Source organism: Streptococcus sp. 20925_1_77 (assembly GCF_041432125.1).
Taxonomy (GTDB): domain Bacteria; phylum Bacillota; class Bacilli; order Lactobacillales; family Streptococcaceae; genus Streptococcus.
On record NZ_JAPVZB010000018.1, the window covers coordinates 21,124 to 41,709 of the forward strand.

Annotated in this window: 23 protein-coding genes and 1 tRNA gene; all 24 read right to left on the reverse strand. The window is 42.2% G+C overall.

All coding sequences use genetic code 11. The features are described from left to right. Nucleotides 1–92: 92 nt before the first annotated feature. Nucleotides 93–308, reverse strand: a complete 216-nt coding sequence (locus O3626_RS08950; protein ID WP_003004771.1) for a hypothetical protein — start codon at nucleotides 306–308, stop codon at nucleotides 93–95. Between the two features lie 108 nt (nucleotides 309–416). Next, the gene (locus O3626_RS08955) at nucleotides 417–1,310 is read right to left on the reverse strand and encodes an SPFH domain-containing protein (RefSeq protein ID WP_049490463.1); all 894 of its coding nucleotides are present in this window, start codon (nucleotides 1,308–1,310) and stop codon (nucleotides 417–419) included. Between the two features lie 110 nt (nucleotides 1,311–1,420). Further along, nucleotides 1,421–2,671 carry a threonine ammonia-lyase IlvA gene (gene ilvA / locus O3626_RS08960; protein ID WP_049490461.1) on the reverse strand — a complete coding sequence of 417 codons (1,251 nt, stop codon included), beginning with the start codon at nucleotides 2,669–2,671 and terminating at the stop codon, nucleotides 1,421–1,423. Between the two features lie 76 nt (nucleotides 2,672–2,747). Then, complete coding sequence (ilvC, locus tag O3626_RS08965; protein WP_003004157.1) at nucleotides 2,748–3,770, reverse strand: ketol-acid reductoisomerase; 1,023 nt, start codon at nucleotides 3,768–3,770, stop codon at nucleotides 2,748–2,750. Nucleotides 3,771–3,838: 68 nt separating this feature from the next. Continuing rightward, nucleotides 3,839–4,315: an acetolactate synthase small subunit gene (gene ilvN, locus O3626_RS08970; protein ID WP_003010242.1), complete on the reverse strand. Its 477-nt coding sequence runs from the start codon at nucleotides 4,313–4,315 to the stop codon at nucleotides 3,839–3,841. After that, nucleotides 4,308–6,008 (reverse strand): acetolactate synthase large subunit, encoded by a 1,701-nt coding sequence (locus O3626_RS08975; protein WP_049490459.1) that lies wholly within the window; start codon nucleotides 6,006–6,008, stop codon nucleotides 4,308–4,310. The genes ilvN and O3626_RS08975 overlap by 8 nt, the downstream gene beginning before the upstream one ends. A 188-nt stretch (nucleotides 6,009–6,196) precedes the next feature. Beyond that, complete coding sequence (locus tag O3626_RS08980) at nucleotides 6,197–6,796, reverse strand: response regulator transcription factor (RefSeq protein WP_049485788.1); 600 nt, start codon at nucleotides 6,794–6,796, stop codon at nucleotides 6,197–6,199. Nucleotide 6,797: 1 nt separating this feature from the next. Then, nucleotides 6,798–7,895, reverse strand: a complete 1,098-nt coding sequence (locus O3626_RS08985; RefSeq protein WP_049490457.1) for a sensor histidine kinase — start codon at nucleotides 7,893–7,895, stop codon at nucleotides 6,798–6,800. After that, nucleotides 7,892–8,632 (reverse strand): ABC transporter permease, encoded by a 741-nt coding sequence (locus O3626_RS08990; protein ID WP_371496478.1) that lies wholly within the window; start codon nucleotides 8,630–8,632, stop codon nucleotides 7,892–7,894. The genes O3626_RS08985 and O3626_RS08990 overlap by 4 nt, the downstream gene beginning before the upstream one ends. Next, nucleotides 8,601–9,518 carry an ABC transporter ATP-binding protein gene (locus O3626_RS08995; RefSeq protein WP_371496480.1) on the reverse strand — a complete coding sequence of 306 codons (918 nt, stop codon included), beginning with the start codon at nucleotides 9,516–9,518 and terminating at the stop codon, nucleotides 8,601–8,603. Before O3626_RS08995 ends, O3626_RS08990 begins: the two co-directional genes overlap by 32 nt. Nucleotides 9,519–9,590: 72 nt before the next feature. After that, the gene (locus O3626_RS09000) at nucleotides 9,591–9,782 is read right to left on the reverse strand and encodes a hypothetical protein (RefSeq protein WP_014712940.1); all 192 of its coding nucleotides are present in this window, start codon (nucleotides 9,780–9,782) and stop codon (nucleotides 9,591–9,593) included. A 135-nt stretch (nucleotides 9,783–9,917) separates the two neighbouring features. Beyond that, the gene (locus tag O3626_RS09005) at nucleotides 9,918–10,472 is read right to left on the reverse strand and encodes an SP0191 family lipoprotein (RefSeq protein ID WP_049471754.1); all 555 of its coding nucleotides are present in this window, start codon (nucleotides 10,470–10,472) and stop codon (nucleotides 9,918–9,920) included. Between the two features lie 284 nt (nucleotides 10,473–10,756). After that, nucleotides 10,757–12,421: a DAK2 domain-containing protein gene (locus O3626_RS09010; RefSeq protein WP_014712937.1), complete on the reverse strand. Its 1,665-nt coding sequence runs from the start codon at nucleotides 12,419–12,421 to the stop codon at nucleotides 10,757–10,759. Nucleotides 12,422–12,423: 2 nt separating this feature from the next. Continuing rightward, nucleotides 12,424–12,789 (reverse strand): Asp23/Gls24 family envelope stress response protein, encoded by a 366-nt coding sequence (locus O3626_RS09015; protein WP_003004393.1) that lies wholly within the window; start codon nucleotides 12,787–12,789, stop codon nucleotides 12,424–12,426. A 312-nt stretch (nucleotides 12,790–13,101) separates the two neighbouring features. Beyond that, nucleotides 13,102–13,290: a 50S ribosomal protein L28 gene (rpmB, locus tag O3626_RS09020; protein ID WP_001140948.1), complete on the reverse strand. Its 189-nt coding sequence runs from the start codon at nucleotides 13,288–13,290 to the stop codon at nucleotides 13,102–13,104. 118 nt (nucleotides 13,291–13,408) lie between these two features. After that, nucleotides 13,409–14,104: a hypothetical protein gene (locus tag O3626_RS09025; RefSeq protein ID WP_371496483.1), complete on the reverse strand. Its 696-nt coding sequence runs from the start codon at nucleotides 14,102–14,104 to the stop codon at nucleotides 13,409–13,411. Between the two features lie 4 nt (nucleotides 14,105–14,108). Then, nucleotides 14,109–14,555 (reverse strand): LytTR family DNA-binding domain-containing protein, encoded by a 447-nt coding sequence (locus tag O3626_RS09030; RefSeq protein ID WP_003004160.1) that lies wholly within the window; start codon nucleotides 14,553–14,555, stop codon nucleotides 14,109–14,111. Between the two features lie 299 nt (nucleotides 14,556–14,854). Then, nucleotides 14,855–15,166, reverse strand: a complete 312-nt coding sequence (locus O3626_RS09035) for a hypothetical protein (RefSeq protein WP_371496490.1) — start codon at nucleotides 15,164–15,166, stop codon at nucleotides 14,855–14,857. A 199-nt stretch (nucleotides 15,167–15,365) separates the two neighbouring features. After that, nucleotides 15,366–15,438 (reverse strand) — tRNA-Thr (locus O3626_RS09040). Nucleotides 15,439–15,538: 100 nt separating this feature from the next. Continuing rightward, a complete protein-coding gene (locus tag O3626_RS09045) occupies nucleotides 15,539–16,324 on the reverse strand; it encodes an ABC transporter permease (protein ID WP_371496486.1) in 786 nt (261 codons plus the stop codon). 1 nt (nucleotide 16,325) lies between these two features. After that, entirely contained in the window at nucleotides 16,326–17,144 is an 819-nt protein-coding gene (locus O3626_RS09050; RefSeq protein WP_371496488.1) for an ABC transporter permease, read from the reverse strand. 1 nt (nucleotide 17,145) lies between these two features. Beyond that, the gene (locus tag O3626_RS09055; RefSeq protein ID WP_347113104.1) at nucleotides 17,146–18,138 is read right to left on the reverse strand and encodes an ATP-binding cassette domain-containing protein; all 993 of its coding nucleotides are present in this window, start codon (nucleotides 18,136–18,138) and stop codon (nucleotides 17,146–17,148) included. Nucleotides 18,139–18,497: 359 nt separating this feature from the next. Next, nucleotides 18,498–19,436, reverse strand: coding sequence for an alpha/beta fold hydrolase (locus O3626_RS09060; protein WP_371496492.1), 939 nt, complete (start codon nucleotides 19,434–19,436; stop codon nucleotides 18,498–18,500). 84 nt (nucleotides 19,437–19,520) lie between these two features. Further along, entirely contained in the window at nucleotides 19,521–20,402 is an 882-nt protein-coding gene (locus tag O3626_RS09065) for a class II fructose-bisphosphate aldolase (RefSeq protein ID WP_003004573.1), read from the reverse strand. Nucleotides 20,403–20,586: the final 184 nt, after the last annotated feature.

Consider the following 20,586-nt stretch of genomic DNA (forward strand, 5'->3'; position numbering starts at 1 on the left):
TGGAAGCAAGCTGTTTTTTGTACCTCCTCTTCTTTTAAGGCATAGAAAAAACCAGAGAGGAAGCCTCTCTGGTTTTTAATTGGAACAACAAATTAATCTTCGAATTTTTGATGATTTTTGTCATAAAAATCAATCAATCCGAGTGCAGTTTCAAACGAGATGTTCTTCACTTTTGCACGTCCTTGAGCCAAGGCAATGATAGACATTTCACGGGCATTTGTTTCTTTACTGATACGATATCCCGTAATTTTCTTATCGCGTACCCATCCAACAACTGATTCTACTTTTTCAAAGTTCGATTTAGCCATGATCTTTCTCCTATATTATTATTTCCAATACTAATATAAATTGTTTTGCACATTTTGTCAACTAAAATCGCTGAAAATACGAACCTTTTTTAAAAAATGAGAAAAAATTTACTTTGCTTTCAGGGCTGATAATATTTGTGTACGAATGTTTTCGACGCCATCTGGGTTAGCTGGTAGGAAAATCGTATTATTCCCTTCCTTATCTGCAAAATTATTTAAGGTATCTAAGTACTGATTGGTTAACAGAATAGACATGATTTGCTCTTCGGTCAAGTCTACATTGGCTCCTTTTAACTCTTTAATAGAGTCTGCCAATCCATCGACAATAGCCTTCCGTTGCTCGGCAATACCGACCCCGTGCAAGCGGTCTTTTTCCGCCTCAGCTTCGGCAGCAGTAACGATCTTGATCTTGTCTGCTTCTGCCAATTCCTGAGCTGCCACGCGTTTTCTTTGCGCCGCATTGATCTCGTTCATGGATTGTTTCACTTCGGCATCTGGCTCAACTTTGGTGATCAAGGTTTTTACAATAATATATCCATAAGTTGACATTTCTTCTGCCACTTGTTTTTGAACTTCAAGGGCGATTTCATCTTTTTTCTCAAATAATTCATCCAAGGTCAACTTGGGAACAGAAGAACGCAAAGCATCTTCAATGTATGATTTAATCTGTGATTCTGGACGCATCAACTTGTAGTAGGCATCCTTTACGTTGCTTTCGTTCACTCGGTATTGCGTCGCCACATTCATGGTAACGAATACGTTATCCTGAGTTTTTGTTTCAACCACGATCTCACTCTGCAAGACGCGCAATTGAACTCGTGCTGCAATTTTATCGATACCAAAAGGCGCTCGCATATGAATGCCACTATCGCTAATTTTTTGATAACGTCCGAAGCGCTCGATGATGGCAACGGATTGTTGCTTGACCACATATAGTGAGCTAATCACAATTAATCCTGCAACCAGTAGCAAGAATAAAACAAAGATAATAAATCCAGGCATAAAAAGTTCCTCCTTTTAATTTACGCATATCATATCACAAGTATTGATAAAAAAGCAATATATTCCTTAAAAATATATTGCTTAAATGGTCGATTGTTTCTGTATAATACTCAGACGAGCATATTATAGAGTGTTTCATTGCCGTTCAAGTTAATGAAAGACGGATCAAAACGCTCGATACGGTTGACCAAGCCTGCATAGTCATGTTTATTGGCTAAAGTAACCCCAATCAAGACAGGGCCTGTTCCCTTACTAGCGCGCTTGATGTATTCAAAACGTGTGATATCATCATTTGGCCCTAAGATATCATTTACAAACTCGCGAAGGGCCCCTGGACGTTGTGGAAAGTTTACGATAAAGTAGTGTTTCACTCCATCGTAGATCAAGGCACGTTCTTCCATTTCAGGCATGCGGTTAATATCATTATTCCCACCTGAGATAATACAACAGATCGTTTTACCCTTGATGTATTCGCGCAAGATCTCTAGAGATGCCACACTAGCAGCTCCCGCTGGTTCGGCAACAATTCCTTGCTTAGAATAAAGATCAATCAAAGTCTCTGAAATCAAACCTTCATCGACCCCAACCAGTGTTTCCACATGCTGACGGGTTACTTCATAGGTTAATTGTCCTACTTTTTGCACGGCAATCCCATCTGCAAATTTATCAATTTCTGGTAATTTGACTGGGCCCCCTGCTTCAAAAGCAGCCTTCATGGAGCGTGCCCCTTCGGCCTCTACCCCAATGACCTCAATCCTAGGCTCTGTTTCTTTGATGTAGGTAGAAACACCTGAAATGAGGCCACCACCTCCTACAGGAACAAGGACTGCATCAAAAGCAATCGATTCTTTTCGAGCTTCTTCAAGGATTTCGTAGGCCACTGTTCCTTGACCAGCCTGTACGTTTGGATCATCAAACGGGTCAATAAAGGTCCGTTTTTCTGCAAGAGTAAATTCTTGGGCCGCCTTAGCTGACGCGTCAAAGGTATCCCCAACCAACTTGATTGTTACATAATCCCCACCAAAGAAGCGGACTTGGCCAATCTTTTGTTGCGGTGTCGTAATCGGCATGAAGATGGTCGCTGGAATCTTCATTTCATTACAAGTATAAGCAACCCCTTGCGCATGGTTCCCCGCAGAAGCACACACTACCCCACGCTCACGTTCTTCTTTTGAAAGTTGAGAAATTGCAAAATACGCTCCACGAATCTTGAACGAACGAACGCGTTGGGCATTTTCTTTTTTCAAATAAATCTTTGCCCCATATTTTTCAGATAAATAGTGGTCGTATTCAAGAGGCGTATTAACAACGACCCCTCTTAATATTTTATAGGCCTTGGCCACATCTTTTGCTGTTATCATTTCATACCTCTGTTGCTGTGTATTGATCAAAAAAGCAAGCCAGGGTGTCCCAACTTGCTTAGTCTTCTACAGACAATTAGTTGTAGATTTTGAAGGCGTCATCGTCGTTTTGACCAACGAATGGCATTGCTTTACGCAATTCAGCACCAACTTTTTCAATTTCAAGTTCTTCAGCTTGTTTGCGGAAGGCTTTCAAACGTGGGAAACCAGCATCGTGGTCTTCAACGAATTCACGCGCAAACTTACCTGATTGGATATCAGCAAGGGCAGCTTTCATGTTTTCTTTTACTTCTGGACCGATGACACGTGGACCAGTTACGAAATCACCAAATTCCGCAGTATTTGAACATGATTGACGCATTTTCTTGAAGCCACCTTCGTAGATCAAGTCAACGATCAATTTCATTTCGTGAAGTACTTCGAAGTAAGCCAATTCAGGGGCATAACCAGCTTCTGTCAAAACTTCAAATCCAGCTTCGATCAAGCTTGTCAAACCACCCATAAGAACGGCTTGTTCACCAAACAAATCTTCTTCTGTTTCTTCTTTGAAGGTTGTTGAAAGAAGACCAACGCGTGCTGAACCAACACCTTTTGCCCAGTCCATTGCGATGTCTTTGGCGTTACCAGTAGCATCTTGGTAGACAGCGTAAAGTGCTGGTACACCAAATCCTTCAGTGTAAGTACGACGTACCAAGTGACCTGGTCCTTTTGGTGCAACCATGAAGACATCTACGTCTTCAGGAGCTTTGATGTAACCAAAGTGGATATTGAAACCATGAGCAAATCCGAGAGCTTTACCAGCGCTCAAGTTTGGAGCGATTTCATCTTTGTAGATATCTTTTTGGATTTCGTCTGGTGCCAAGATCATGATGATATCAGCCAATTTAGTTGCTTCTGCAACTGGGTAAGCTTCAAAACCATCTTCTTTTGCTTTATCGAATGATTTACCAGGACGCACACCGATGATCACATCATGACCAGAATCACGCAAGTTTTGTGCGTGGGCATGACCTTGTGAACCATAACCGATAACGGCGATCTTTTTACCATCAAGTGCTGGTACTTTAACGTCTTTTTCGTATTCCATTTGAACTGCCATAAGTAAAATCTCTTTTCTATTTTATTATTTGCCTTTTTAAGGCGGGGTTAACAATGTTAAGGTGAGAATTAATCTCGAGTAAATCCGGTTGCACCGGTGCGCGCGATGTTTTTAATCCCATACGGGCGAATGACACGAATGAGGGCCTCGCTCTTTTCTGCATTTCCCGTCATTTGAACGGTAATCGAGCTCGGAGCTACATCGACCACTGTCGCACGGAACGGTTGGATGATGGCCAAGATCTCTGCCCGTTTCTCAGCTGGTGCAGAAACTTTCACCAAGATCACTTCGCGCTCCAAGTGTGGTTTATCCGTGATATCCCGTACACGGATCACATCCACCTGGCGGTTGAGCTGTTTGATGATTTGCTCCACTTCATCGTGCGAAGCAACATCAATGATGATGGTAATCCGCGATACGTTAGGATTTTCTGTTGCGCCAACAGAGATACTTTCGATATTGACTTGACGTCTCGATAGAACTCCTGTAAAGCGGTTCAGAACACCTGAGCGGTTTTGAAGTTTGGCTGTTAACATTCTACGCATTAAACTTCACCCCCAACATCTCATGATTACTCTTACCAGCTGGTACCATCGGTAAGACATGCTCTTTCCGAGAAATGTCTACTTCGATGAACATTGGTACATCTTCTGTGATGACTTCCAAATCCTTCTCTAGGGTTTCAGGATTATCAAATTTATAATTCTTGATCCCGTAGGCTTGCGCCATCAATTGGAAATCTGGAAGGCTATCAAAGACTGACTCTGATGTCCGACCATCATAGAAGGCTTCTTGCCATTGACGGACCATCCCAAGCGAGTGGTTGTTGAGCATAACGACCTTGATGGGAATTTTATAAATATTTAAGATCGCCAATTCCTGGTTGGTCATTTGGAAACCACCATCTCCGACAAAGAGAACAACTTCTTTATCTGGATTGGCAATTTTCGCTCCGATAGCTGCAGGAACACCGAATCCCATCGTTCCTAGACCACCTGAAGTCACCAATTGGCGCTCATTTTGGTAAGGATAGTATTGAGCTGCCCACATTTGGTGTTGTCCAACGTCTGTGACGACAATAGCGTCACCCTTGGTCAACTCTCCAATGCGTTCGATCACAGCTTGTGGCTGTACAACCCGTTCTTTCTTATCGTAAGAACGAACCCGGTTCTTATCTTGGGTTACCTTTTCGATCCATTTTTCTGTATTGTTATGAACCGTTGGCTCTGCTAGTAACTGCTGCAAGGCCTTCTTCGCATCGCCGACAACTGGAATGTCAATTGCAATGATTTTGCCAATCTCTGCAGGATCAATATCGATGTGGGCAACCTTAGCATTCTTAGCGAAAGTTTTTGGATTACCTGTTAAACGGTCATCAAATCGACAACCAACACTAATCATGAAATCCGTCTCTGTCATGGCAATATTAGCAGCGAAGGATCCGTGCATTCCTCCCATTCCTAGGAAAAGAGGATGACTGGTCGCAATCGTTCCTTGACCTAAAAGACTGGTCACTACTGGAATCTGATAGCGCTCTGCAAAAGCAATCAACTCTTTTGCAGCCCCAGCGTAACTTACCCCACCACCAGCAAGAAGAACTGGTTTTTTAGCCTTACTCAATTGCTTCAAAATCTTTTTGATTTGCAATTCATTTGGTTCAATGGTTGGCTGGTAGCTTGGAAGCTTCACACTTGGTTCATAGATGAAATCTGTCTCTATAGCAGAGACGTCTTTCGGTAGGTCAATCACCACCGGACCAGGACGTCCGGTCGTCGCGATATGGACAGCTTCTGTAATAATCCGCGGAAGGTCTGCCGTCTCACGTACTTGATAATTGTACTTGGTAATGGGCATGGTAATTCCCACAATATCCGCTTCTTGGAAGGCGTCTTTCCCGATTCCAGCGCGATTAACTTGTCCAGTAAAGACTAATAAAGGCACACTGTCGCTCATGGCATCTGCAATCCCTGTAATGGCATTTGTAGCCCCCGGTCCACTCGTGACGACTGCGACACCCAGCTTTCCAGTTGATTTAGCGTAGCCTTCAGCCTCATGCAAGCATCCTTGTTCATGACGACCCAAGATATGCTGGATACCCTCAAAGCTATAGATGGCATCGTATAAAGGCAAAACCGCTCCACCAGGATAACCAAAAATCGTGTCAATGCCCAAATCACGCAGGGTTTCAAGAACGAGCTCTGAACCGGTTTTTGCAGTTTCTAAGGTAATTTTCTCCATGTCTCTCCTTTCCAGTACTTTGTATATCAAATTAGCATGCTACTATCATACCATTTTTAGAAAATATTTCAAGGAAAAATAGTAAATTTTCTGAATTTTCTATCCAAATCCGAAGAATGAGAGTTTTTCTAAAAATGCTAGGTCTATCAGAAAAAAAGTCCCTAGGAACTCCTAGAAACTTTTCTTCCTTATAACCAACCCTTTTCTTGGGCAATTTTTGCTGCCTCAGTCCGGTTTTCCGCATCCAATTTGGTCAGAATGGTTGACATATAATTGCGGATGGTCCCGTTTGAGAGGAATAAGCGATCAGCAATTTCTTGGTTAGAAGCCCCTTTTGCGACTTCTTTTAAAACTGCCTTTTCTTGAGGGCTTAGAGGATTGGGATGGGTCAAAATCCCTTCCATTAATTCAGGCGAATATTCTTTTTGCCCTGCTAATACTGCATGAAGAGTCGCCATTAAATCTGTGATGCGACGTTCTTTCAAGACATAGGCATCAACTCCAGCCTTGAGGGCCCGCTCGAAATAGCCCGGCCGCTTAAAGGTGGTAACGATGACAACCTTGAGCTGGGGTTGTTGGCTTTTGGCCCATTCCAACACTTCTAGCCCTGTTTTGATGGGCATCTCAATATCTAGGATAGCAATATCAACTGGATGGGTTTCGAGTAAGCGAATAGCTTCTTGTCCATCGCCAGCCTGCAAGACATCTTCCACATCCTCTTGCAGGAGCAAGAGCTGGCAGAGCGCATCGCGCAACATACTTTGGTCTTCAGCAACTAATAAGCGCATCTTATTTCCTTTCTTGATAGGGGATCCGTATTTCTATCCGGGTCGGCTTGTGTTGATGACTGATCTCCAGCTCTCCTCCCAACAAGGCAATCCGTTCGCGAATCGAGTGCAGGTCTTTATCGGAGACTGTGGCAAAGCCGATGCCATTATCTTCTGCGACCATTTCCACACCTGTCTCGGTGGAGCGATAAGAGAGAAGAGCTTGCGTCGCTTTGGCATGTTTGATCATATTGGTAGCTAATTCCAGAGATACCATAGCCAGAGCAGATTCTAGGATCGGCGAGATGCTAGCAGTATCAAGCTCGTTTTGAATCTCCACTTTGATTTGAGCCACTTCCAGCATTTGCTTGACGGTTTCTAGCTCTCTTGCCAGGGTTCGCTGCTTCAAATTCTCGATAATCTCTCGGACTTGGTGCATGGACTCTTGACTGATGGCTTGAATCTCTTGCACCTGCTCCTGGGCCTTCTCAATCTGACCCAATGCTAAGAATTGATCAGCTAGGTCCGCCTTGACACTGAGCATGGCAAAGGTGTGTCCTAGACTGTCATGCAGATCACGGCCAATCCGATGGCGCTCGTTTTCTGCCAGCAAAAGATTGATTTGGGCATTTTGCTTGGCATGGTCAGCTTTCAACTCTTCCATCATCTCCATCCGGACCATACTAAAGGTCATGATCGCGATAAACAAAGAGACGATCAGGACAAAAAGCCAATCATTTTCTCTCATCTCCCTATTAAATAACAGGGCTCCAAAAAGGATCAGTAGTGATCCAACAGCCGTCCAAAGAAAGGGCGAGCGAAAATCGCGAATCCCTAAACGATAGAGCAAAATATTGCTCAGATAATAGTAAAACCAACAAAAGCTAGTTCCAACAAAAAAGGTATTTCCTGCAATATAAAGTAGAAGATAAATCCAAAAAAGCCAGGTCAGTTTCTTATTTTCAGTAATGAGGATTCCTAGATAGCTTATCATAAAGAAGATGGCTAAAAAGAAATGCCACCAGGGAATCTGCCCTAAGAAAATAGAAGCAAAGGGAAAGGCCATAAAGATTAAGCCTACGTAAAACATATGGTGAATATGTTTGAGTTTTTCAATCATGAACGAACCTCAGAATGACGACGATAGACGATAACAAGGGCAAACAAGACCAGGGTAAACAAAGCTAAATAAAGACTAGCAAAGCCATTAACCTGTCCCTTGTTTAAAAAGGTCTTGATCAGTTCCATCAATTGATAGGTTGGTAGGCATTTGCCGATGGCTTGCATCCATTCTGGAAAGAGACTAATCGGCATCCATAGCCCACCCATGACAGCCAGTCCCATGTAAAGGAGATTGCCCACAACAGACATCAATTGACTGGAAGGAAGCAGGGTCAAGACCAGACCAATCGCTACAAAAGCTAGACTTCCTAAGATGAGAAGGAAGGCTCCTAAGACCCAATCCTGCAGGGGCATATTCACATGCCGCACCACATGTCCCACGGTAAAGACAACTCCAATCGATAGGAGAAAATCGACAAAGAGACCCACAACCTTTATTAAATAATATTCTACCATAGATACCGGAGTATGGCGCAATACTTTTTGCCAATTGTTGAGTCGATCGGTTTCAAGAACGGTTGGAAAAGAAAAGATAGCCGTAGACATCATGGAAAAAGCCGTCATGGAGAGAAGATAATCCCTCATAAAGTGAGCAGGTGCTCCTGGTGTTTCCTGGTACATCCCTGAAAAGAAGAGATAAAAGGCCGTGGGCATCCCAATTGATAACAAGTAATAAATAGCTTGGCGACTGGTCAAATGCCACTCAACCACGCCGAGAGCTTTCATGCGTTTCATCTTCTCTACCTACTTCCTTTGTATTTTCAAAAATAGAATCCAATAAACTTCGATTGGTTACTTCGATTTCTTGGATCGAACATCCTTCTTCTTGTAATCGACTCCACAAACGATTAGCATCCCGTGTCACAACCTGAAGGGCATCGGGTTTAGCGACCACTTCACCAATGTCTTCCATTTCTGCCACTAGAGCTTGGTAGCGCAAGGGCAGGGTGAAATGTTTTTCTACCTCTTCGCTTCTCATAGCGAGAGGTGTCGTATCCCGAAGCAAATGCCCCTGATGCAAGACCAAAATTCGATCTGCCGTGTGCTCTACTTCCTCGATGTAATGCGAAGAATAGACAATGGTCACACCTTCTTCCTTTAAATGCCCGACGATCTCCCAAAAGCGTTGGCGAGTGGACGTATCCATGGCAGCCGTTGGCTCATCCAAAAATAGGAGACTGGGACGACCAATCAAGGTCAACACAAAGGATAAAAGACGCTTTTGCCCACCAGACAGCTTACTGGCTAATTGCTTCTTTTGTTCTGGAGTAAAACGCAATAAATCATCGATGGCATTGACCGTTAAAGGGTTGGGATAAATGGAGCGAAAGAAACTGATCAGTTCCTGCACGGTTAGCTTTTGCACGATGGCATTCTCTTGAGGGAGATAAGAGACACTAGCCTTTAACTGAGGATGACCAGGAGCTTTTCCCTCTACTTCAATAGTTCCAGAAGTCGCCTTCATATCTCCCAGCAGACAGTTCATCAAGGTTGTTTTCCCAGCTCCGTTTGGTCCAATCAAGGCCAGACAATCCCCTCTCTCCACTGTGAAAGAAAGATCTTCTAGGATCACCTTTCCTTTGATACTTTTGTTCAAGTTCTCTACTCTAATGACGCTCATGATACTCTCCTTTCAAGCATACTTGGCTAGCTGGAATGATGACAAAAACGACTAAGATCACTCCCGTTTTTTTCATTGCTCCATCTCCTTTTTAACAGCCTTGATCATTTTCAATCCTTCTTGAACCGCCCAGCTCATGATGCCAATCCCAGCAAATAATTCCCAAGGAAAATGGTAATAGAGACTATCATCCTTTGAAAAGATCAAATAGACGACCATCCCCACCACTGTTAACGTAAACACTTTATAGAACCATTGTTTCATTTTTCCTTACCTCTTACTTTCTGACTATATTATAGCGAAAGAAAATAACAGCCACTAGATAATTTTGTCACTCGCTAACATGACAAAAGTCACTAAAAAAAGCCAAGTGACTTCACTCGACTTTTTCTATTCTTCTTACCGACCTTCTTCTTTCATGCCATGAAGTTTCAAGGCCTTGACCAAGGCATCTGCCTTCATGTTTTTCAAATCATTGAGACCAGCATCTTTGAAGTAAGAAATTTCTTCAAGAGACTTGGCGTCAATTTGGTTGAGGTCAATCACACTGGTTGAGAGCAATTTTTTCTCTGGTGTGACTGTGTATTCCAAACTAAAACCGGGAACAGTTTTTAGCTTCTTATAGTCTTCATTTTGCTCCAGCAAAGCTTGAATGGCTGCTGTGAGCTCTTCAGGTGACTTTTCTGCTGCGATGGTCCCAAGTTGTTGGGGCAGATCGGCCGTCACTTCGATGCGAAGGTTTTCAACCTTATCTCCCTTAGACTTGATGATATCCCGGTGTTTTGTTCCATTGATATCTCCTACTAAGGTTGTGGTTTTTTCTTCATTTTTTACTTCTTTTTTAACAGAGGAACTGCTAGATGAGCTAGCGGTTGTAGTTTTCTTCGTTTGGGATTGCGAACAACCAGTCAATACCAAAATGGCTAGCCCAAGGGTTACAAAAAATTTCTTCATTTTTATAACTCTCCTTTCACATACTGATACCAGTATAACATATCGCGTCTTTCTTGTCTAAAAACTCCACTGCTCAAACCATTTCCCCCTCTTTTCAAGCTCTTCAATTTGAATAAAAAACTGATGAATTTGAGACTTTTTGCAGAAACCCCTTTTTCTCACGAATAAAGCCTCAGTGGAGGGTTCACTTCAGTCTCAATCCCTCTGAATCACGCTGATTTCATAGGGAATCTCCTCGTTTTTCTATATACAAAAAAAGGTTCCGAAAGGAACCTTCTGTTCAATTATTCTACACTAAACAAGTATGGGTAGACAGGTTGGCCACCTTGGTGGATTTCTACTTCTACATCTTCGTATTTTTCAGCAAGGGCTTGGGCCAATTCATTTGCCAACTCCTCACTGCCGTCTTCACCGACATAGATGGTCACAATTTCACTGTCTTCATCCAACATATGAGCGAATGTTTCTTCCAAGGTTTCCATCATATCTGGATTTGAAACAACGATTTTGCCATCGACCATTCCAAGATTATCATTTTCATGGATTTCAAGCCCATCAATAGTGGTATCGCGAACCGCTGTTGTCACACTACCAGACGCAACATCACCCAATGAAGCGCTCATGCGTTCGTAGTTTTCTTCGATCGATTTGCTTTCATCAAAGGCAAGAAGACTAGTCAATCCTTGAGGGATAGTCTTGGTCTCAACAACTGCTGCAGGTTGATCAATCACTTCTGCTGCAGATTGAGCCGCCATCAAGATATTTTTGTTGTTTGGCAAGATAATGATGTTGCGCGCATTCAACTCTTCAACCGCTTTGACAAAGTCTTCTGTTGATGGGTTCATGGTTTGACCCCCAGAGATGATGTAATCAACTCCTTGCGCTTTAAAGATATCAGCCAATCCGTCACCAGCAACTACTGCGATGATGGCATATTCTTTTTCTTCAACTGGCTTCGCTTGACGCTCTTCTTTTTCAACTTGCGCTTCGTGTTGGTTGCGCATGTTGTCGACTTTCACCTTGACCAAGCTTCCGTACTTAAGACCTTCTTGCATGACAAGACCTGGATCTTCTGTATGGACGTGAACTTTGACAATCTCATCGTCATTCACCACCAATAGGGAATCCCCAAGGTTGTTCAAATAGTTACGGAATTCATCGTAATCGAAGTCTTTGACATAGGTTGGACCTTGTTTCAAAGCGACCATGATTTCTGTGCAGTAACCAAACTTGATGTCTTCAGTTGCGACATGGCCAGCGACTGACTTGTGGTGTTCTGCATTGATCATTTCTGACATGGTTGCAGGTGTTGCTTGGAACTCTTCAGAAGCGATGAATTCTCCTGTCAAGGCTGATAAGAATCCTTCATAGATAAAGACCAAACCTTGACCACCAGAGTCTACCACACCAACTTCTTTCAAGACCGGCAACATATCTGGAGTCTTGGCAAGAGCTGTTTTAGCCCCTTCAAGAGCTGCACGCATGACTTCTACTGCATCATTGGTAGATTCTGCTTTTTTCTTGGCACCGATGGCTGCCCCACGAGAAACCGTCAAAATGGTACCTTCAACCGGCTTCATAACGGCTTTATAAGCGACTTCTACACCAGACTGGAAGGCTGCTGCAAGTGCTGCTCCATCCAATTCTTCTTTGTCTTTGACACTTTGAGAAAATCCACGGAACAATTGAGAAGTGATGACTCCTGAGTTCCCACGCGCGCCCATCAAGAGTCCTTTAGCGAAGATCCCTGCTGCTTCACCAACAGTTGAAGCAGAACGGTCCGATACTTCTTTGGCCCCATTTTCGATGGTCATTCCCATATTGGTTCCTGTGTCCCCGTCTGGTACAGGAAAGACGTTCAAAGAGTTTACATATTCCGCTTGTTTATTTAAGCGCGTAGCCCCCGCTTGAACCATTTCTTGAAATAAACTTGTAGTAATATTAGCCACGATTATTCTCCCACAATCTTGATATTTTGAATATAGACATTCACAGTATCCGTAGTGATTCCAAGTTGATTTTCCAAACTAAATTTCACACGTTCTTGAATATTTTTTGAGACTTCGCTAATTTTTGTTCCATAGCTCAAAACAGTGTAAACATCAACTGCGATAGTTCCTGCTTCCGTTGTTTTGACAACAACACCTTTAGAGAAGTTTTCTTTCCCTAGGAGGGCTTGGAAATTATCTTTGATCGCATTTTTGCTGGCCATTCCAACCACACCGAAGATCTCAGTAGCAGCACCGCCTACAACAGTTGCGATAACCTCATCAGTCAATTCAATTTGACCGTCCTTTGTATTGATTTTTACTGTCATAATTTCTACCTCAAAAGTATTTTATATTCTATTTTACCATAAAAGAGGTCAACTGTAAAAGGGTAGGGACTATTCTTCTCCCGCTGTGACAGCTGTCTCTGGAGAAAAAGAAAAGGGAGTGGGAAAGAACTCCGTAAAATAAAAAAAGTTGAAAAGGTTCCCCAAACCTTTTCAATTTTCCCACCCCCGCACAAGTTGATTAGGAAGTACGAATGTTTCAAACATGAGTAGTTCCAATCAACCACTGCGTCATGCTACTATTCCTATCAAAAAGCGAAGGCTGAACACTTTATGCCCAGCCTTCTTTCTTTATTAAACGCGTTCTACTTTACCAGATTTCAATGCACGAGCTGAAGCCCAAACTTTTTTAGGTTTACCATCGATAAGGACAGTTACTTTTTGAAGGTTTGGTTTTACGGCACGTTTTGTTTGGTTCATAGCGTGTGAACGGTTGTTACCTGATACAGTCTTACGACCTGTGAAATAACATACTTTAGCCATTTCTGTGTTTCCTCCTATTAGATCTAATATAACGGATGTGCTAGCACCACATACCGTACTATATTACCAAAAAAAATCTCTCTTGGCAAGCTTTTGGACAAAGTTTTTCATTTCAGACTTAAGAAAATGAATTCGCTCCTACATAGATAATTTCTAGATTTCCTAAGGAAACATCGCCCGTAATATAGAAATCCTTGCTTGTCAGAGCACTTGGATTTTCCTGATGTTGGATAGCTGAGAGGGAATTATCCACATTAACATGGACGCGCCAATCGCTTGGTACATAGAGGCTCAGACTCCCAAGGGAAACATCGACAACAAACTGGGCAGACGGCCCTTCAATGCGGCAATTGTCAAAATAAACCGATGCTTCGCCCATACTCACATCAGCACTTCCGTGAGTAAAGTGTTGATCATTGAGATACTTGGTTACTGTGGAAAAAGTGACATCAATGTTGTTGCCATCCGCTCTGCTCATCGAGCCAGTGGAATAAGATCCAAAACGTTCCTTTATCTTCTTAGAGGGGCTGAATAAAATATTGAGACCGATCACTGCTAGTATTGAAGAAAGGATAACCACCGAATTGGACACCGGAAGGAAATGGTATTGCCCATTGAGACAAAAGAGGGCTAAAAGTCCATAGATGAAGCCCCAACCAAAATGGCGTTTCAAGAAACTAGATAGGGACAGGACTGCAAGCAAGATGACCCAAGCTAAGGTCCAGATGCTGATGTCCCATTTTACAAAATAGCCTTGTAAGAGGAGTAAGGCTGCTAATAGGATTAAGAATACCCCAATTAATTTTTTTCTCATAATATTACCTCATTTCATTTAGTCGTTCTTTTAAGAGTTGATAGTAGCGTCTAGATACGTGGACCTGCTTATGGGTCTGGTAGAAATTGACCGTGCTGGTCCCTGAAAAAGACTTTTCCAAAGAGTAGATCTGCTTTGCGTTGACAATGGTGGATTTGGAAATCCGACAAAAGGCGATGGGAAGCAGCTCCTCCAACTCATAGAGCTTCTGCTTGACCTCATAGGCCTCATCCTTGGTGTGTCCAAAAATCTTCTCCCCATCCGTCTCAAAAAAGAGGATCGATGCTACATCTAGAAAATACTCACTTCGATCCTTGTAGAAGGCTAATGGAGCGACTTTTTGTTCTAGGATTCTCTCTTGCAGCTGGGTCAACTCCGGGGTCAAGCGCGGGGCTCGAATCAAGATCTCAGGCTCGTCCATTGATGGATCCAATTCGATTCTAACTTTCATAAAACTCCTTTCCCAACGTTTTGATAGTACCATTATAACAGCTGTTGAAAACAAAACAAGGACTTTTCAGTAAGTGGCACGTTTTACCCATCAAGAGGTAGTTTTTGAGAAGTAAAGAGAGAGTGGGACAGAAATCGGTCATTCGTTAGAATTCGATTTCGTCGTCCCACCTCCGCACAGTTGAGTAGGGCTGTAAAAGCTGATGAAATCAGCGTAGTAGAGCCCACTCAACCACTGCGTCTTGCTCGACAATCCAAAAATAATTGAGAGGCTAGGACTTTTGTCCCAGTCTCCTTCCTTTATTTGTTGCTTTCCTTATCCGGCAAAAGAAAACTAAGACCCACGCAAGCAAGGACACCCGCTATGATCACTAAGCCATTTGAAACCGGCAAGAGATCGTAGATCGCGTTTGCAATCATCAGAGCAATTAAAGCACAGATGACACTTGCCTTGTAGTCCTGTTTCATCAGATTTTCAAGAGTAAAGAAAGCAAATAAGAGAACGGGGAATAAAGGCCAGATATTCACATCAAGCTTTGGAAAGCCAACCATTCCCATTGTGACAACCGCAAGAGCTGCCAGAATAAATCCAAATCCAAGTAGTTTTTTCATCATCGTATACCTCTTTTTTATTAATTGGAAGTATTGCTTCCTTTGATGATTCTATGATAGCAGAGAGCCCCTATGGAGACAAGGACTTTTGACTAAGCGGTCAAAAATGGCGCCTATGCGGTCAAAAAAAGAGCGAGACAGAACGAATCGGTTATCACCATCATTCGTCGTCTCGCTCCTTCAAAGCCGTTTCTTCCTATGCCGATTGCAGGGATCGAACCTGTGACCTACGCGTTACGAGTGCGTTGCTCTACCAACTGAGCTAAATCGGCGATTACCTTCTTAGTATAGCACTCTGAGAATAGATGTCAAGAAATTTTCATCTCCATTAGAAAAAGCCTTTCCTGAGACAAGGCTTTGAGATTCTTCCTTTTACGAACCCGCACTTTCGTAGGCATCTAAGCCCTTGTCCCATAGTTTCAAAGAAATGACAAAGAAGACAAGGGAAATTAGAATCAAACCACCAATGTTGAAGAGCCCGTTTTTGTCCTGCAAGAAATAGCTGGCAGGATAGTAGGCCGTAAAGGCGAAAGGTACAATAAAGCTAATTAACCAACGAAGGAGGGAATTGTAAATGGAAATCGGGTACTTGGCAAAATCATTAAACATATAGAAAATGTAAATCATGGCACCTGACTGCTTGGTCCAAAAAGCGATGCTGGCTGTCGCGATTTTTAAAGAAGTGTAAATCAAGGTCGCAAAAGGAATACAAACTAGAAAAATCAGGAATTTGGGAAGAGTCCAAGCAATACTAGTCGCCGTTGTCGTTAGTAAGATGCCACCGACCAAAAGTTCACCCAAGGCATCAATCTGAAAGGTCTCAACGAGGATGTGAAAGAGAGGATTGATAGGACGAGTCAGATACTTGTCAAACTCCCCTTTTCGAACTAGCCGTTGACCTAAAGCCCAGAGATTGTCAAAAAAGAGATGATCTAATCCCTTTGGAATTAAGGAAAATCCATAGATAAAGGCAATCTCTTGAAAGGTCCAACCTTCTAGCGAGGGGATGTGTTGAAAGATGACATTGAGAAACAAGAGGTTTAGGCCTTGAGTCAGAAAGACTCCCAACACACCTACCACAAAATCCACCTTGTATTCCATGATTTGCTTGATGTATTGTCTGATAAAAATCAGATGCATGCGTTGATATTTTTTCATACTAACCTCCCTGAATGGTGATAAATGACTGGACTCGTTTCCAAATCAACTGAGACAAGCTCACCATCACTATAAGCCAGAAAAACTGAAGCAAAAGTGCTTGAAGAATCTGACTGGCATCGTATTTCCCAACAATAATCATGACCGGAGTGTAAATCAAGGATGAAAATGGCAATAAGGAGAGAATATCTGAAACCACCTTTGGAAAAAACGTTAAGGGAATCAAACTGCCAGACATAAAGGCCACTATTGAAGTCTTGAGTAGATTGGAACCCCATAAATTTTTAAATACAAAGGCTGAAAATCCAAAGCAGATATTAAAGAAAAAGTTAATCAGATAAGCCAGAGTTAAGCTAAAGAGATAAAGGACAGTTAATCCCAGCACTTCTACAATCCCTTGCCCAGATAAGATTTTCATCAAAACAATGACACTTAAAAATGGCAGTCCAACAGAGATAAAAATCAACCACTTGGAGCCAAGTTCGGTGAAAAGGTAGGAGGCCGCAAAATGCACTGGTCTCAGCAAACGCATGATAATGGAGCCATCCTTAACCTCATCTCCAATCATAAAGGAGCTATCAGACCTGGTCAACAGATTGGTCACAAAACTCATGATGATGTAGAGGGTGATATCCGCCATACTGAAGCCCTGAATCAAAGGCTCCTGGGAGGAATCAAAGACTGCCTTCCAGAGATAAAAGGCCACAAAAGCCCCCATGACATCACCAATCCGATAGAGAATAAAGTTGACTCGATAGGAAATCAACTCCTGAATCCCTGCATTGATAAAGGGTTTATAACGTCTCCACAATTTGACCATCTTAGAGCTCCTTTCGATAGAAGCGACGGATAATATCTTCAATATCCGTATCTACCATCTTCAAATCACGGACTTCAAAATCAGACAAGGTTTGCTTGATAATATCGGCCGACTGGTAGCGAGAACTATCGAATTCAATATTGAGAGTATTTCCTTGTCTATCAATGGACATATCAGGCAAGCCCTCATAATGAGAGAGGAGATGATTTTGACCTGGCGTCAGGTCAAAGGAGAGAGTCTTCATCTTGCCAAAGGTCTCCTTGAGCTGGCTAACCGTTCCATCAAAAATCTCTTGCCCCTTATCAATCATAAAAATCCGATCACAGAGTTGCTCAATATCGCTCAAGTCGTGAGTGGTCAAGAGAATAGTTGTCTCTTCCTCCTGATTAATCTGAGTAATGGCCCGACGAATGTTGTCCTTGACCGACACATCCAAACCAATAGTCGGCTCATCTAAAAAGAGAACCTTGGGATTGTGAAGTAAGGAAGCCGCAATATCCGCCCGCATCCGTTGACCTAGTGAAAGAGTCCGCACAGGATCCTTGATAAATTCCTTCAAATCCAAAACTTCATTCAAAAAGTCCATGCGCTTATGGAAAAGCGAGTCTGGCACATCATAGATCTCTTTCAAAACCGTGTAGGTCTCTTGCAGAGCCAAATCCCACCATAGCTGGGTGCGTTGTCCGAAAACAACTCCAATATCCTTGACATAATCTTGGCGATTATCCTGGGGAATCTTGCCGTTAATCCGACAAAAGCCAGATGTGGGCTTCAAAATTCCTGTCAGCATTTTGATGGTGGTTGACTTCCCAGCACCATTTGCCCCGATAAATCCTAAAATCTGCCCTTTTGGAACTTCAAAAGTTAAATCCTTGACCGCTTCAAAGGTCTGCTTTTCAGGATGAATAAAGGAGCGTAAGGCTCCCTTTAACCCCGGCTCCTTAACTGTCTTCACAAAATTTTTCCGAAGATGTTGCACTTCTATCATTGCCATATCTATCTCCCTATCGTAAGAAGCAACATTGTATTTTTGACTACAAATATTCTAAATCCTTACTTTCTACACTTGCTCAATATTATTACAGAAGGCTTTATACCAACCTATTATAATCTAATAAAAATAGGAATGCAAGCGTTTGCTTATGGATTATGAAATTAGAGATTTCTCTCTTAAAATGAAACTTTTAATCAAAAATTCTGTTAAATAGTTTCCTTAAAACACCAAAAAAACCACCCTCACGGGCAGGTTTATTGTTAAGAAAAAGAATTTTTTTAATCGAGAAAATTAACGATTCTACTGTTAATCCTTCAGCATTTAATTATTACCATCAGTCTCAATGGATTTTTAAGTCCTCAATTATTCTCTAAAAATTCTTTAATGCGAGAAACAATAGCATTGCTTTGATAATGATAGAGGTCGTGAGGCGCATCCATATAGACGACTTGAACATTAGACTGGTCGCTTGCAAATCTCTCTGCATAACGTTGCCACTCTGATTGGCTAAAGGTCGTGCCTTCACCGTTAGAAACCAGGAGTAAGGCTGGAATTTTCGGATTAATGCTAGATGGAACTTTCTTGGCATTTTCCTTTGCCAAACGGGATTCATGAAGCATGGCTTGTGACATCAACTGCTTATATGCTAGTAATTTATATTGTTGTCGTTCAGTTTCAGTCAGAGTTGGATTTTTTATATAAAAGGACTCAGGGAAATAGCGTAATAAGCCAATCTTACTGCTCCAATAAGCCACAGTAAGCAAGGCCTGATTATCCTTTAAATCCTCATAACTTGCTGGTAATGCCCAATCCAGACCAACCAAGGCTTTCACTTCATCAGGATACTTTTCCTGCCAAGCCAGACTTTCAAGACTAGCCATTGAATGAGACAGAATGATAAAAGGACCTGTTACATTTGCTTGTGATAGAGCTTGACGGGTCTCAGACAAAACTTCCATCACATCTCTGGATTGATTGCTATCCTCGCTATAACCATAGCCAGCCCGCTCTACGACGACTACTTTGTATTTTTTGGATAGTGAATCTGTTAGATTCTTAAAGTCTAATATAGGTGAAGCAATACCTGCACCTGAAAGAAATACTATCGTTTCAGATCCTTCACCTTTAATGTATACATTCATTTGATGTCCATTGACCGTGACCTCTTTACCGATAGGAGTCAGAAGCTTACTTTCTTTTTGCAAACTAAGTTGGTGAAAACCAAATGTACCTCCTAGAAAAAGGATAAGAACAACAAAAATGATCCAGCTAAACTGTTTTATTTTTTTCATAGGCATATTGTACAAAAATTAAATCCCGGAATCAACTTTTCCCAAACAAAAAAACAAGATCCACACGGGACCTTGCTTTCCTGTTTTTTATTAAGCTTTGCCTTCTGAACCGAATACGTCGATACGTTCTTCAACAGCTGCTGTAATTGCTTCGAAACCTGGTTTCAAGAATTTACGTGGGTCGAAGAGTTTCTTCTTGTCGTATTCTGCTTCGTTTGCATCGTATTCACGTACGAATTGACGAGTAGCATTTGCAAATGCGATTTGGCATTCAGTATTAACGTTAACTTTCGCAACACCAAGTTTGATCGCTGCTTGGATTTGATCATCAGGGATACCTGATCCACCGTGCAATACGATTGGGAATCCTGGAACAGCTTCAGTCAATTTTTGCAAGTGGTCAAGGTGAAGACCTTTCCAGTTTGCTGGGTAAGGACCGTGGATGTTACCGATACCTGCAGCCAAGAAGTCGATTCCTGTAGCAACCATTGCTTTAGCATCTTCGATTGGTGCCAATTCACCGTCACCGATGATACCGTCTTCTTCACCACCGATAGTACCAACTTCAGCTTCTACTGAGATACCTTTAGCATGAGCTTTTTCAACGACATCTTTCGCCAATTTAAGGTTTTCTTCAACTGGAAGGTGTGAACCGTCAAACATGATTGAAGTGTAACCAGCTTCAATACATTCAAGAGCATCGTCGTAGTGACCATGGTCAAGGTGAATAGCAACTGGTACAGTGATACCCATTGATTCTACAAGGTTTTCAATAAGGGCTTTACATACTTTGTAACCACCCATGTATTTAGCAGCACCCATAGAAGTTTGGATAAGTACTGGAGCTTTCTTAGCTTCTGCTGCACGCAAGATAGCTTGAGTCCACTCAAGGTTGTTTGTGTTAAATCCACCAACTGCATAACCATTGTCACGAGCTGCTTGGACAAATTTTTCTGCTGAAACGATTGCCATGTGTAATAGGCCTCCTATAAATTTTTGTGGGATTGATCCCACTTACATTGTTTATTTTATCACTTTTTAGATGAAATTGCTAGCTTTTCCTGTGTCTTTAAGCACTTTCTTATGATAAATAGGGCGGAATCTCCTATCTTCTAAGGCTTTCATCCTAGCAAATAAGGAAAAGAGAGTGGGACAG